At 26.0% G+C, this 14,642-nt stretch carries 17 protein-coding genes and 1 pseudogene; 6 read left to right on the forward strand and 12 right to left on the reverse strand.

Going from position 1 to position 14,642, the window contains the following annotated elements; genetic code table 4:
* Window positions 1-91: 91 nt before the first annotated feature.
* From SDAV_RS04415 to tpiA, 11 genes and pseudogenes are all read right to left on the reverse strand, one after another.
* Window positions 92-382: pseudogene (locus tag SDAV_RS04415) on the reverse strand (phosphate ABC transporter ATP-binding protein); the annotation flags it as partial.
* 24 nt (window positions 383-406) lie between these two features.
* Window positions 407-1,318 (reverse strand): ATP-binding protein, encoded by a 912-nt coding sequence (locus tag SDAV_RS04420; protein WP_114565581.1) that lies wholly within the window; start codon window positions 1,316-1,318, stop codon window positions 407-409.
* Window positions 1,319-1,346: 28 nt separating this feature from the next.
* Window positions 1,347-2,594, reverse strand: a complete 1,248-nt coding sequence (locus SDAV_RS04425; RefSeq protein ID WP_114564712.1) for a DnaD domain protein — start codon at window positions 2,592-2,594, stop codon at window positions 1,347-1,349.
* Between the two features lie 165 nt (window positions 2,595-2,759).
* Window positions 2,760-3,464: a folate family ECF transporter S component gene (locus SDAV_RS04430; RefSeq protein ID WP_114564713.1), complete on the reverse strand. Its 705-nt coding sequence runs from the start codon at window positions 3,462-3,464 to the stop codon at window positions 2,760-2,762.
* A gap of 3 nt (window positions 3,465-3,467) precedes the next feature.
* Window positions 3,468-4,592 carry a folylpolyglutamate synthase/dihydrofolate synthase family protein gene (locus SDAV_RS04435; RefSeq protein ID WP_114564714.1) on the reverse strand — a complete coding sequence of 375 codons (1,125 nt, stop codon included), beginning with the start codon at window positions 4,590-4,592 and terminating at the stop codon, window positions 3,468-3,470.
* Between the two features lie 9 nt (window positions 4,593-4,601).
* The gene (uvrA, locus tag SDAV_RS04440) at window positions 4,602-7,439 is read right to left on the reverse strand and encodes an excinuclease ABC subunit UvrA (RefSeq protein ID WP_114564715.1); all 2,838 of its coding nucleotides are present in this window, start codon (window positions 7,437-7,439) and stop codon (window positions 4,602-4,604) included.
* A 195-nt stretch (window positions 7,440-7,634) separates the two neighbouring features.
* Entirely contained in the window at window positions 7,635-7,958 is a 324-nt protein-coding gene (locus SDAV_RS04445; RefSeq protein ID WP_114564716.1) for a hypothetical protein, read from the reverse strand.
* A gap of 151 nt (window positions 7,959-8,109) precedes the next feature.
* On the reverse strand, window positions 8,110-8,655 hold the full coding sequence (locus SDAV_RS04450; RefSeq protein WP_245938523.1) for a hypothetical protein: 546 nt from the start codon (window positions 8,653-8,655) through the stop codon (window positions 8,110-8,112).
* 23 nt (window positions 8,656-8,678) lie between these two features.
* Window positions 8,679-8,981 carry a GIY-YIG nuclease family protein gene (locus SDAV_RS04455; RefSeq protein WP_186823467.1) on the reverse strand — a complete coding sequence of 101 codons (303 nt, stop codon included), beginning with the start codon at window positions 8,979-8,981 and terminating at the stop codon, window positions 8,679-8,681.
* A gap of 4 nt (window positions 8,982-8,985) precedes the next feature.
* Window positions 8,986-10,518, reverse strand: a complete 1,533-nt coding sequence (locus SDAV_RS04460; protein ID WP_114564717.1) for an ABC-F family ATP-binding cassette domain-containing protein — start codon at window positions 10,516-10,518, stop codon at window positions 8,986-8,988.
* 122 nt (window positions 10,519-10,640) lie between these two features.
* A complete protein-coding gene (tpiA, locus tag SDAV_RS04465) occupies window positions 10,641-11,378 on the reverse strand; it encodes a triose-phosphate isomerase (protein ID WP_114564718.1) in 738 nt (245 codons plus the stop codon).
* Window positions 11,379-11,676: 298 nt separating this feature from the next.
* Between tpiA and SDAV_RS04470 the strand changes: the two genes are divergently transcribed.
* From SDAV_RS04470 to SDAV_RS14620, 3 genes are all read left to right on the forward strand, one after another.
* Window positions 11,677-11,934, forward strand: coding sequence for a hypothetical protein (locus SDAV_RS04470; RefSeq protein ID WP_114564719.1), 258 nt, complete (start codon window positions 11,677-11,679; stop codon window positions 11,932-11,934).
* Entirely contained in the window at window positions 11,921-12,295 is a 375-nt protein-coding gene (locus SDAV_RS04475; RefSeq protein WP_114564720.1) for a hypothetical protein, read from the forward strand. Before SDAV_RS04470 ends, SDAV_RS04475 begins: the two co-directional genes overlap by 14 nt.
* A 63-nt stretch (window positions 12,296-12,358) precedes the next feature.
* Complete coding sequence (locus tag SDAV_RS14620; protein WP_186823486.1) at window positions 12,359-12,442, forward strand: lipoprotein; 84 nt, start codon at window positions 12,359-12,361, stop codon at window positions 12,440-12,442.
* Window positions 12,443-12,721: 279 nt separating this feature from the next.
* Here SDAV_RS14620 and SDAV_RS04480 read toward each other — a convergent pair whose 3' ends face one another.
* Window positions 12,722-13,027, reverse strand: a complete 306-nt coding sequence (locus tag SDAV_RS04480; protein ID WP_151202506.1) for a hypothetical protein — start codon at window positions 13,025-13,027, stop codon at window positions 12,722-12,724.
* A 311-nt stretch (window positions 13,028-13,338) separates the two neighbouring features.
* Between SDAV_RS04480 and SDAV_RS04485 the strand changes: the two genes are divergently transcribed.
* The 3 genes from SDAV_RS04485 to SDAV_RS04495 all read left to right on the forward strand — a co-directional run bounded on the left by SDAV_RS04485 (window position 13,339) and on the right by SDAV_RS04495 (window position 14,574).
* The gene (locus SDAV_RS04485) at window positions 13,339-13,488 is read left to right on the forward strand and encodes a hypothetical protein (RefSeq protein ID WP_083436084.1); all 150 of its coding nucleotides are present in this window, start codon (window positions 13,339-13,341) and stop codon (window positions 13,486-13,488) included.
* Entirely contained in the window at window positions 13,488-13,739 is a 252-nt protein-coding gene (locus tag SDAV_RS04490) for a hypothetical protein (RefSeq protein ID WP_071937632.1), read from the forward strand. Before SDAV_RS04485 ends, SDAV_RS04490 begins: the two co-directional genes overlap by 1 nt.
* Before the next feature lie 385 nt (window positions 13,740-14,124).
* A complete protein-coding gene (locus SDAV_RS04495) occupies window positions 14,125-14,574 on the forward strand; it encodes a DUF3627 domain-containing protein (RefSeq protein ID WP_015967971.1) in 450 nt (149 codons plus the stop codon).
* Window positions 14,575-14,642 lie beyond the last annotated feature (68 nt).

Here is a 14,642-nt window from a genome sequence, read left to right on the forward strand (position 1 = left end):
CTATAGAGTCAATTTGCAAGAAAATTAGAAAATATCCAAATTAAAGGTTACTTTATCAGCAAAATAGAACCAAATAATAAATTTAATCTTTTTAACCAAAACGACCTGTAGTATAATCTTCTATTTTTGATTCACGATAATGAGAAAACAATAATGCTGTTTTATTATATTATATTAACTGTCCCATTCAAAAAAATGCAGTATAATCAGAAATTCGTAACGCTTGTTGTAAAGAGTTCGTTACAATAATAATTGTAAAATTCTTTTTTAAATCCAAAATTAACTCTTCAACTTTAGCAGTTGCAATTGGATCTAATGCACTTGTTGGTTCATCCATTAACAAAATTTCTGGTTTTAACGCAATTGTACGATTTGTAGCAAGCACCCCCACCAACAGACAACATTCCTAGCCTGTTAACTTTTCCACATAATCCTCATCAGTTCTCCTGCTATTTCCCAACAATTCTAATTCGGTTGCTAACCCACGAATCCGATCAACAATTCTTAATGCTTTTACTTTATTAATTTCTTTATCATTAATTTCAGTTTTAACATTTGCATAAATCGTTGTTAAAGCTGTTGTTGTAAAATTTGATGAAAAAAAAGTTGGCAGTCGACGACTAATACGGTCATTTAGAATACGAAATAATAAATCATCACGAACTCATGGAGAAACAGTTTCTCCACCAATATCATCTAAAAATAAAACATCCGCTCCTAATAAAATTTCTACTAATGATGATTCACTATTAAAAAGATTAAATGATTCCTTTACTCGATTAATTAAATTAATTACTGAAATAAAAGCAACTTTACGATTATTATTTGCTAACACATTAGCTAATCGAATTAATAAATAAGTTTTACCAACTCCTGGCTGACCATGAATATATAAACCTTTTTTTCGTTGACCTTTAACAAATTTAACCATTTCGCAAATAATAAGATGCATATTATTAAAATTTTCATCTTTTTTAATATCATTTAATCGTAATTTTAATAATTCATCACTAAAGTCATAATAAAGATAATTATTTTTAACTTTATTTTTTTCTTTAATAGCTATTGTATGATTACATTCAACTCGTGTTAAAAACAAATTATTATTTTCTTTTTTAATATAATATTTGTAACCTTTAAAGGATTGTTGGCATAAAGATAAAGATGGTGTTTTTTCACATTGATGATAATTTTTTAAATATTCTTGAAAGAGTGTCTCAAACTGTTGATAATTATTAATATCAAACGCAATTTCTTGTAAATTAAGTATTAACTCTGCATTGTTTTGAAGTTGTTTTAATAAATTTAGTTTTGACATTGCCCCCATCTCTCTTTCATTTTTACTATTATAAATTTTTTAAATCATCTAATAATTGTGTAAGATCAACTTTTTTAATTCCTTGTTCTTGTCGTTTTTGTTCATAAATTTTATTATATTCTAATTCAGCCATATTATGTTTAACTATTTTTTCTTTCCATTGATATGTTTTTGCTTTAATAGCATCTTTTGTAACTTTACTTTTTTGTGTTTTTGCATAAGCACCACGTAAATGCTCCATCGCTTTATCAACAGTATTAATTTGTAATTGATGAAAAGTGTTTGCAATTTTTTCACAATACTTTCTTTCAATTCGATGAGCATTTTTAAATCAAACATATTCAATTAAACAATTAACTACCCCTGGTGTTAATGAATAATTAATAATTAAATCGCGAATTAATTCAATTTCAATTGGTGTTGGCTTCTTATTTTCTCGTAGTAAAATTAAGTATTGAATTGGATCAATTGAAACCATTTCATTAATTTTTGCTTCTAACATGTTAGTTGGCTTAATAACATTTTCATTATTAAAAATTAAATTTAATTGTTCTCTATTAAGTTGTTTTTTTAATATTGTTTTTTTATGAAAATCAGATAGTAAATGTTGAAATGTTTCATAATTAAAAATTCGTTCTTTGGCAGTTAACTCAATACTTTTATAAATAAAAATAGCAAGATTATTTGTTAAAACATTGTAATAATTTGCTAACTGGATAATTTTTTCACGATATGGTAAATATAATTTATGATTTGCATTTTTTGATTCTAAGTATTTATCAATATAAACAAAATCAAATGTCATTGTTTCATCACTTAATTGACCAGATAAATCATTATGCTTCTGTTTAGCCTCTTGCTGATTAACAATGAATTTAGCTTTAATAATTTCAAAAGATTTTTCTCCTACAATATTCAATAAATAATTTCTTAAAATTTGATTTTCAAAAAAAGCAATTGCGGAAAATGGTAATTGTGGTTTTAAAATATAGTGCTTTCCTTTTTCACGTTTTAAAATCTTTAATAAACCAATTGTTTCTAATTTACTTTTTGATACTAAAAATTCATCATATGATATTTGTAATAATGTTAAAAGATTGTCTAAATGATATTTAGTATTTAATTCTAAGATGAAATCTTGTGCTGTTAAGGCAATATATAACATATGTGATTTATCGCCAATAATTGGCCGATATAAACATAAAAGTAACATACGTTCATCATCTGACAATTGATACTCTTGTTTAATTAAATAAGTAGTTTCTTTTTCCATCATTTTCCCGTTCCTCTTTGTTTAATCATTAATAATATTACAATGAACAATTAATAAGTAAATATAATTTGTTAAAATAATGTTATTAGCTGACTTATCCACAATCTTTTTTAAATAAAACAGTTATAATTATTAAGTTTTTAAAACTTTTCCACATATAAACAACTTTTAACTATTATATCTTTTCTGTTTTTTAAATTTAATTGGTGTTAAAACTAATAATCCTTTTTGGGTGCATCATAAAGCAAGATTATGACGTGAAGTAATTAATTTATATAAAATAGTAAAACTTGAAATAACCATTGGTAAATAAATTGCCAATTGAATTGGAAACTTAATTGCTTTAATAACAAAAGCCATTGGGAAAAGAACTTGTTTTAGACCGATTGCATATAATCATAAAACATTAAATGCAAATGAAATTAAAGCAAACCCTATTGCATATAAGATAATTGTTTTTAATATTCAAAATTTATCAGTTTTAAATAAAAAAACCATACTTCCTAAAAAACCATATAAAGCAAGATTAAAGGAAAAACCACTATGATATGTTCCACCAATATTTATCAAAGCCCCTAAAGCATCAGTAGAAAGACCACTCAATACACCCAAAAATGGTCCAAATAACATTCCAATTACAAAAATTAAAAAGTTACCTAATGCTAATTGAATTACTCCTCCTCCCATAAATGGGAACGGAATAGTATAACTAATGATATTTGTTAAAATAACAGATAATGCTATTAATAAACTTATAATTGTAATTGTTAAAATACTAATTTTTTTTCAATTTTTATAATCTAATAATACCCCAAGATAAAATAAAATAGCAATCCCTAAACAAGCACCAATATTTGTTAATATATATAGCATATTTTACACCCTCTCTAAATAAAACTGATAAACCAACGGAATAAAATATAGAGACCCACAAACTAAAATATTTTTTGTTTTATTTTGTAATAATAATTTTTTTCAATTTTTAACTTTGTTCTGCATCTTAATATTATTAATGTCTCATGACATTGGATGCTGAAATTCCGTAATATATAAATTATTGCCAAAATGTTCCTTCAATAAAGTTAAATTTTGCATATAATCTTTTTTTTGTGAAGAAGCATATAATACTAATACTTCATTTCGATTAAAATTATGTAACATTTCAAAAGTATGAATACAAGCACGAATTCCTTCTGGATTATGTGCTCCATCAATAATAAAATACGGATTTTTACTTAGTTGGGTAAAACGCCCTAAGACTGGGTTCACTTTAAAAAGCTCATAATTAATTTTAAACTTAAAAATTTTTAAAAACTTAATAACTAAGCCAACATTAAATTCTTGGTAATAATTAATTGCTTGTGAGTAAACTTCGCTTGTAATAATATTATCCGAATTATAATATTTTGCAATTAAATTAAAATGTTTTTTACAACTAGCACTAATAAAAAGTTGACAATTGTTTTTTGCAATTCCAACTTTATTTTGAATAATACTATCCAAAGTATTGCCTAATATCTCAGTATGTTCATAATCAATTGAAGTTAATAAAACAGCTAATTGATTATTAAAAACATTCGTTGCATCTAAACAACCACCAATTCCAGCTTCAATAATTGCAATATCAATTTTTTGCTCTAAAAAATATTTAATACAAATTAAAACTCAAATTTCAAAAAAAGTTAATTGATAAGTTTTAATTTCTTCTTTAATTTCTTTGATAATTCGTTTTAAATCACTATCACTAATCATCTTGCTATTAATTTTAATTCGTTCATTATGTTTTGAAAATGCTGGTGATGTAAAAATACCTACCCGTTGATAATTTAACATTAACTGGCGGTGTAAGTAATTTGAAACTGATCCCTTTCCGTTTGTACCAACAACATTAATTACTTTAATTTTATTTTGTGCATCCGCATATTTTTCTGTTAATAATTTTGCCAAATTATATTTTTTTTGAAAAAATGTTTCCTTAAAAAGTTGTTTTTTAACATCCATTGTAACCTCTTACTTTAATAAAGGTTTTAAATATTGTGCTGTATAACTAGTGCCACTTTTTAAAACAAGTTGTTCTGGTGTTCCTGTTGCAACAATCATACCACCACCAACGCCACCTTCTGGTCCTAAATCAATAATATAATCAACCATTTTAATAACATCTAAATTATGTTCAATCGTAATAACAGTATCACCATTATCAACAATTTTATTCAAAACTACTAACAATCTTTTAACATCATCAACATGTAATCCCGTTGTTGGTTCATCTAATAAAAATAAAGTTTTTCCCGTTGTCCGTTTTAACAAGAAGGTTGATAACTTAACCCGTTGGGCTTCTCCACCAGACAATTCTGTTGCTGATTGGCCTAATTTAATATAACCTAACCCAACCTCTTGCATTGTTCCTAACTTCTGACTAATTTTTGGTTGTGTCGCAAAAAAACCACAAGCTTGGTCAACTGTCATTTCTAAAACATCATAAATATTTTTATCTTTGAATTTAACTAATAATGTTTCATCATTATAACGTTTCCCTTCACAAACTTCACAAGAAACATAAACCGTTGGTAGAAAGTGCATTGAAATCTTAATAATTCCATCACCTTGACAATGTTCACAACGTCCACCTGGCACATTAAACGAAAAACGACCCTTCAAATACCCTCGTGCTTTAGCTTCATTTGTATCGGCAAATAAATCACGAATATCATCAAAAACTGATGTATAAGTTGCTGGATTACTCCGTGGTGTTTTCCCAATTGGATCTTGGGAAATATTAATTACTTTATCAATGTTATCAATCCCAAGGATTTTATCATGTGCCCCTGGTCGTTCAGTTGCTAACCCTAAATTTTTCTTAATACCCTTTCATAAAATTTCATTCATTAAAGTTGATTTACCACTTCCTGAAACACCTGTTAAACAAACAAATTTATTTAAAGGAATTGTAACATTAATGTTTTTTAAATTGTTTTCTCGTGCTCCTTTAATTTCTAATACTAAGCCATTACCACCACGCCGTTTTTTTGGCACATCAATTGCTAATTCACCAGTTAAATATTTACCAGTAATTGAATTGGGGTTTTGTTGAATATCATCAATACTTCCCGCAGCAACAACTTGCCCCCCATTAATTCCTGCACGTGGACCAATGTCAATAATATAATCACTAGCACGAATCGTATCTTCATCGTGCTCAACAACAATTAAAGTATTTCCTAAATCACGTAAACTTTTTAATGTTTCAATTAATTTATCATTATCTCGTTGGTGTAATCCAATTGAAGGTTCATCAAGAACATACAAAACCCCTGTTAATTGACTACCAATTTGCGTTGCTAATCGAATTCGTTGAGCTTCTCCACCTGATAATGTTGAAGCATTACGTGATAACGTTAAATAACCTAATCCAACACGACTTAAAAAATCCAAACGATTAACTAATTCATTAATAATTAATCGTGCAATTTCTTGTTGTGATTCTGTTAATTTTAAATTCAAAACTTCTTTTAATTCATCTTCAACAGATAAATCAGTAAATTCAGAAATACTAATATTATTAATCCTAACTGATAAAGGAATTTCATTTAATCGCTTTCCTAAACAAGTTCCACATTTTTTATCTGTCATAAATTGTTTATAATATTCACGTTGTGATTCACTTGATGTTTCTGTATAACGACGTTCAATTAACTGCCCAATTCCTTCAATATAATCGTATCCCCGCATAATGTTCCCACTAGCTGTTTTTAAATTATATTCAATTGGTTCATCACTACCACGAATCAAATATTCTAGCTGCTCTTTTGTCAAATCACTGACGGGTTGTTCTAACACAATATGATAATAATTAGCTAAAACTTTAAACTTTTGCCATTCAATATTTGTTGTATTAACAATATTTTTTAAATAAATAATTGCCCCTTGTAAAATTGATAATGACCGATTAGGTATCAATAAATCTTCATCAACTTCTAATTTTACTCCCAATCCTTTACATTCACTACAAGCTCCTGAGGGTGAATTAAATGAAAATAATCGTGGTTCTAATTCCGGAATAGCAAAACCACAAATACTACATGAATAATTAGTTGAAAAAAGCATTTCCTTTTTTTGATCAGCAAAATCAATTTTTACTAATGCATTACCATATTTTAACGCTACTTCAATTGCATCATGAATTCGACTTAATAAATCTGCTGATTCTTTATAAACCAAGCGGTCAATAATAATATCAATATTTTGTTGTTTATTTTTATCTAATTCAATTTCTTCATCTAAAATTTTGATTTCATCATTAACCTTGACACGAATAAAACTTTCTTGTTTTAAACGTGAAAATAAATCTTTAAAACTACCTTTCTTATAACGAACTACTGGCGACAAAATCATAAATTTTTCACCTTCTGTTAAAAGTTGTTTTAAATTATTTATTATTTCTTTAACTGTTATTGATTTAATAACCCCATGACCATTAATACAATATGGTGTCCCAACGCGAGCATATAATAAACGTAAATAATCATAAATTTCAGTAACTGTTCCAACAGTACTGCGAGGATTATGACTAGTTGTTTTTTGATCAATAGAAATCGCTGGTGACAAACCTTCAATTGCATCAACATCAGGTTTTTCATTTCCACCCAAAAATTGGCGAGCATAACTTGATAGACTTTCAATATAACGACGTCTTCCTTCTGCATAAATGGTATTAAAAGCTAATGATGATTTTCCGCTTCCTGATAAACCAGTAAAAACAACTAATTTATCTTTAGGTACCTTAACATCAATATTCTTTAAATTATTCTCTCGAGCGCCTTTAACAACGATTCAATCTTTTCCCATTTTCTCACCCTCTTAATTAGTTTTTTGTAAATTAGCATCATAAAATAATCTTATTTCACCCTCTTAATTAGTTTTTTGTAAATTAGCATCATAAAATAATCTTATTTTTAAAAAAGAAAATTGTAAATTTTTAATATTTACAAATGATTAAATCTAAGTTTAAAAAAACTAACATTAACTGTCAGATTAATAAAATTAGTTAAGTTCTGTCACAATTTGACTTACTTTGGTTTCAACAAAATAAGCATATTCTTTAATTAATTCTTCTTGTCCTTCTAAAAAGAATAAAATTTTCAGGATTTTTTCTTTTAGATCTGAAACTTCTTCATCACTACTATAATTTTCAATAAAATAGATTTCAACTAATTGCTCTGCAATTTCTTCATCAGCAACTGATTGTTCATAATAATTATTGTAATTAGCTTCATTTAGAACTTCGCCAATAAAATCACGAAAAAGTTTATCATCATTAATTTTAGTTTTAATTTCTAATAATAATTCCTTTAATTCTGGTTTCATAACTTCCTCCATTGTTTAAACTAATTATATTGTACTATATAAATTAATTATTTGTTTGAAGAAATAATTTTTTATATTGCTTCAAATATTTAGCACGATGTTCATTAATTGCAAGCAATTGCTTACTAATTAATGTTTCTTTCGTTAAAAATTAATTTTTTTCAATTTCAAATGGTTTTAAAATTAGAATTACAACATTTTGTAATCTTAATACTAATTCTTGATTATCCAATAATTGAATAGCATTAGTTAATATTTTTTCATAATTAAAGCCTGCTAAAGAATCATTTACGGGGCCAATTAGTTTGGCGTTCCTTTTTAAAAGTAATCGTTGTAAGCGCTCATATTCATCATCAAAATAATTTCGTTTAATATAAAACTCAACTTCTTTTTCAAAATCATTAGTATTTTTTGACTTTTTGCGACGAAAAATATTACGATGGTTACCAGTTGTATATCCTTTAGCAACTAAATTTGATAAATCCGTTGTTAAATCAATATTTTCTTCAACCTTTACTGTTACAATAAACAAAACTCGTACGACATAACCAATAAAAATTTGATTATTTTTGTCATTAAAATCATAATATTTTAAAATATCTAAGCAAGTCATAATATCATTACGCAGTGATTCTGTTTTATAACGATGATATAGTTTAGTTAATTCATCAACTAAAACTTTAATATTACTATCCATTCTACCCCCGCTTCATGCTCCTATTATGATTTTACCATATCTGATAAAATTATAAATGGTAAATTAATATTATGTTCTTGCAAAAATATAATTTTTTCTAACCGTGATAATTGCTTAAAAGCGTCTTCACGTTGCATTGCTGCAGAACGAGTTGCATATTCTTCACTATAAATTATTTTGACTGGTCGCCGTTTTGCTAAAGCGGTATATTTTGCCCCAATGCCCATATTATGTTCTTTTTCGCGCCTCCTTAAATCAACCGTATAACCAGCATAGATTGTTTCATCAGCACAGAATAAGACATAAAAATAATGTTTTTGCATCATATTGCTAAACCATCGTTTCAAAATCAAGCACCTTGTCAGCTCAATTAACATTAAAATTAATATCATGCGTTGTAATTAGAACTGTTCCATCAAAGACTTGAATTGCTTCTAACAATGCTTCTTTGGCCAAAACATCAATATGGTTCGTTGGTTCATCTAAAACTAGTAAACTACATGGTTGTAAAGATAATGCCGATAACCGAACCTTTGTTTGTTCACCACCCGACAATTTTGTCATCTGATTTTGCATTAAAGTACTTTTAACGCCAAAGTTGGCTAAAATACTTCGAATTCGCCCTTCTTCCAAGTCTGGATATAAGTTTTTTAAATATTCAATTGGTGTCATATCCATTAATTGTTCAATTTGATGAAAATACGCAATAACTACTCCATTACCAATTTTTAATGTTCCACCTAACTTAGGAATATTTCCTGCTAAAGTATTTAGAAAGGTTGTTTTTCCAATTCCATTATATCCTCGCACAATACATTTTTCACCATCACGAATATCAAATGTTAATGGCTTAATTAAAGGAAACTGATATCCTATTGCTAATTGCTCTGCACTAATAATAGTTGTACTAGCTGGTCTCTTATATTTAAAAACAAATTTTGGTTTTGTTAATTCATGCCTTTTATCCATTACCTCAATTTTATCAATTTGTTTTTGCCGTGACTGGGCACTTCTTGCTGTTGAAGCACGCGCCTTATTTTTTGCAACATAAGTTTCCAATTTTTTAATTAGACGTTCTTGCCCTTTTTGTGCTTTATCATATTGTTCATTTTTTAATTCAATTAATGCTAAATATTGTTGATAATTACCAACATAGCGATTAATGCTTAAGTTTTCAATAGCATAAATCACTTTTGCTACTTTATTAATAAAATCAATATCATGCGAAACAACTATAAACGCTTTTTCATAATTTTGTAAAAATTTGGCTAATCATTCAACTTGTTCTAAATCTAAAAAGTTAGTTGGTTCATCTAATAACAAAAAATCATTTTCTGATAATAATAACTTTGCTAGTATAACTTTTCCTCGTTGACCACCCGATAATTCGGATAATTTAACATTCAATTTTTCTGGATCAATTCCTAAACCATCAACTAAACTACGAATTTCCTTATCAATTGTTTCAAAACCATTTTGATCTAAGTGTTCTTGTAATTTCAGTGCTTTGACAAGTTCATCTTCATCATAATTAAGACTCATTTTTTCATAAATTGCATGAATTTTTTCCTCAATTTCAAATAAATGTTGATATGTTAATTTTAAAAATTGATCAACTGTTAATGTTCCATCTAACTCTTGGTGTTGGTCTAAATAACCAATTTTTACTCTTGGATGCAACTCAATGTTTGCTTCATCAGGAGTAAGTTTTCCATAAATAATACTTAATAATGTTGTTTTCCCTGTTCCATTTGCTCCAATTAAAGCTAAATGTTCACCTTTATTAATTCGAATTGCTGAATTTTTATATAAAACTTTCCCACCGTTAGCATGACTTAAATTTTCAATATTAATTAAACTCATTTTAACCTCAATCCTTTATTCCAAAACATAATTATATCTTATTTTAAAAAAATAAAAAGAAGTTAAATCACTCAAGTTTAACTTCTGAAAATAAAATCTTATTTATTATTTTTTATTATTAATTATTTTACTAACCTTAAAAAAGTTTTCGGTTCTAAACTAGCACCACCAACCAAAGCACCATCAATATCTGGCTGAGCTAATAATTCTTGAATATTTTCCGGTTTAACACTGCCTCCATATTGAATCCGTATCATATTTGCTACTACTTCATCATAAAGATTAGCAATTTTTGCTCGGATTATTGCACAAACATTTTGTGCAATCTCATCTGTTGCTGTTTTCCCTGTCCCAATTGCTCAAATTGGTTCATAAGCAATAACAATTGTTTTTGCATCTTCAAAATCAATACCTTGTAATGCTTTTTCAATTTGTGTTTCAACAATTTGCTGTGTTTCATTGTTTTCATATTGTTGTAATGTTTCACCACAGCAAATAATCGGCACCATTCCTTTTGCTAATATTTTTTTTGCTTTTAAGTTTACTGTTTCATTTGTCTCATTAAACATTTCACGACGTTCTGAGTGTCCAATAATAACATGTGTAATCTTTAAAGCTTGCAACATTTCAACTGAAATTTCGCCAGTAAAAGCCCCAAAATCTTCATAATGACAATTTTGAGCCGCAATAATTAAATGATGCGCATGTTGTTTTGCCACTACTAAATTAACAAATGGTACTGCAATACCAGATTCAAGTTTTAAATCATGACATACATTATCAACTTGTTTTAAAAAGTCAATTGTTTCATCCGTTGTTTTATGCATTTTTCAATTTCCAATAATAATTGGTTTTCGCATTCTTCTCCCTCGTTTCTATCTAACATTTTAATTATATACTTAAATTTTAATAATTTCTTAATAAAATGAATTATGTAAAATGAAGTGCAACAAATCTTTATTAATTAAGTAATATAATAAAAATTACAAAAATCAACCATAAATTTAAAAAAATTAAAAATATTTTAATTTTTTTTTTATTTTATCCATATTTAAGCACACTAAAAAATAATTTATTAATTTTAATTAATAAATACATATTTTATTATTGGCCCTGTACATCAACACATTATATCTAATATTAACAACTTATTAAAAAATGAAAAAAAATGCACAAATATACTTAAATGATAATATTAAAGAATTGTGTAATAAAATTTATGTCGTATTTAGTAAATATACAGATGAAGAATTAGCGGAATATACACATAATGATTTATCATGAATGTTAGCATATGAAAAACGAGAATTCTATGGAATAGAGAAAAATCCAATAGATACAATTGAGAAAAATTTAGACTACTACAAAATTGCTTTAAAAGATACAATTGAGGTTCTTGATAATGTTAAATATTAATATTGGTAATATAGTTTGATTTAAAACCACTTTTAATTACGGTAAAAATGATTATACTAATAAAAGACCATATTTAATAATTGGAGAAAAAGAAGATAGTATTTTTTTATTAGTAATTACAAAAACTGATAAAAAACCATATCAACATATGAAAAAAATAGAAAGTATTAGATGCTTATCAGAACCTATTAGCAAAGTAAATTGTAAAAAAGTATTTTATTTATCAAAAAATAATATTTCACAATCAAAAACATTCAGTTCTTGTAGTATAAAATGTAGACCTTGTTGTTGCTATTATTTCGAAAAAAAGAAATTATTTCTCTTGTTAATCATTATAAAAATAGTAAATATTTTAAAATAGAATCTTTAAATTTTGATGAATACATTATATAATTAGCATAGCAATAAAAGAGGGAGATATACAATGAAAAGATTATTAAGTATAATAGGTGCAATTAGTTTAATAGGTACAAGTACAACAAGTTTAGTTGCTTGTAATCAGCAATAATGATACAAATAATGAAAAAATAGATAATTATAATAAATATATTCTTATTTTTAAACCACCACGATTTCGTTATTATACATCATTAATTATACATCATTAATTAAAGAGGGAATTATTAATACAACTAATACTTGATATGCTGATAATGGTTCATATTTTAAATCAGTTTTTCGTTGAAATTTATTAGATAAAGCATCACCCGATTTAATTATTGATGATAAGGGTAATGTAAAAGGTTATTAATGGAGAATAAAAAAAAAAAAAAATAGGTATAAAAACCTATTTTTTCTTTAAAGTAATATTTGTTACTGCCATAGTATTAATTTCAAAATTTGCTTCAACAGTTTCACCTAAAATTTCATAATTACCACCTTTAACAAATAATTCATATAAAACTCGCATTTTTAATTTAATACCCTCATTGTAAAATACAATTTGTGTTTTAAAATGATAACCTGAATAATCTCGGTTGGGATGCCATGGATAATTTTTTTCTTCTAAATTATTAAAAATAGTATATCCACTTTCATTAATATTTTTTATTTTAATAATATATCTTTCCGCTAATGTAGAAACCACACACATTTTGTATTTTTGGTTTTTACAGTTTTGGAAAGTAAATTTTTTTAATTTTTTTAATTGAGGAGTTGAAATTATGCAAACAAAGCAATATTTTATTTTGCGGTCCCTAGTGAAAAAGTATGGTAAAGATAATGTTATTAATACTATTAATAAGATTGCAAAAGATATTGAAATTAAAAAGTAAAAGAATAAATTATTCCGCGTAATTTATTAGCGGATAATTTATTCAGTAGTGTTTTTAATGGAGCGAAGCGACAACGAGCGGATCGAGTTTGCAAATTTCAATTTTTTAGTTTTTAGAAAGGAGATGTATTATGCCAACTTGATTAACGACAATATTTAGTGTTGTTATTATATTAGGGATTTTTGCTTGAATTGGTTTATCAATTTATCAAAAAATTAAACAAATTCGAGGAAAGAAAAAAGAAAAAAAAGAAATTGAAAGAAAGGAGAGTAATAAATAATGTTAGGTATGTATTTAACAACAGCGTTTAATTTTTTAACAGCACCTACACCTAAAACTATGACTGAGGGTATGACTGGGATTTGAACGGGTTTGACTAGTGCATTATGAAAAGTTAAAGAAGGTATAACAAATATTTTACCTGAGATAATGGTTTTCTTAGGTGAAGCGTGAATTATATTAATTCCATTTGCTATATTTTGTATTATTAAAATCTTAAACTTTTTCCGTGTTATGGTTAAAGGATTTTAATATTTATTATAATCGATTATATCTTAGTTAAGGCACACTAGGAAGTTTTAGTGAAATAATTGTTTTAATTGGTGATACCATTCATGATAATCAAAAAATAGATGGTATCACATTTGTAAAAAATGAATTTATTAAATAGAAAAATGAACTTATTATATTTACTATTAAAGTTCTTAATAGTTATTTTCAGTGTGCCAATTTTTATTATTTTTATATTTAACAATGTTTATTAACATTGTTTATTAACATTGTTTATTAAACATTAAATAAACAATATATTAGCATTATGTATAACATTGTTAATAATCAGTGTTTATTGCAATAAATAAACATTATATAAACATTATTTATAACATTGTTTATTAAACAAATATTTAGTTAGGAGATGATAAAATTGAGTAATTTTGTTAAGAAAAATCAGAATGTAGAAAATTATTTTATTAGTAAGGAATTTATCCCTTTTACAACAGATAAAGCAAGTTTTATTAATTTACCTAATCATAATCGTCATATTGGTTTTTGGTTGAGTAATAAGTTTATTTATTCGAGTGAAAAACATTCGGAACAAGTAGCAATCGGTTTGATTTATGATAATTCTTATCCTATTGTAAAATATGATGAAAATTTAAAGCGAAATATTTGAAAATATTTAACTGGAACAGAATTAATCAATTTATATAATCAATATAAACAAAATTATTTTACTAAAATGAAAAAAGCTTTATTTTTAAGTGAACCTAAAAAAGTAAAAGCAAATAATAACAATAATAATTTAACAAATTGAAGTGTTGAAAAAGAAGAACAATTAATTAATGATTTAGAAAGTTTAAATTAAATGAGTTTATATGATTATTGAGTTCAATTTGTTAGTTATATTATTGGTGCAAATGCCCCTGAGTTTTT

This window comes from Spiroplasma phoeniceum P40 (assembly GCF_003339775.1).
In the GTDB taxonomy this organism is placed as follows: Bacteria; Bacillota_I; Bacilli_A; order Mycoplasmatales; family Mycoplasmataceae; genus Spiroplasma; species Spiroplasma phoeniceum.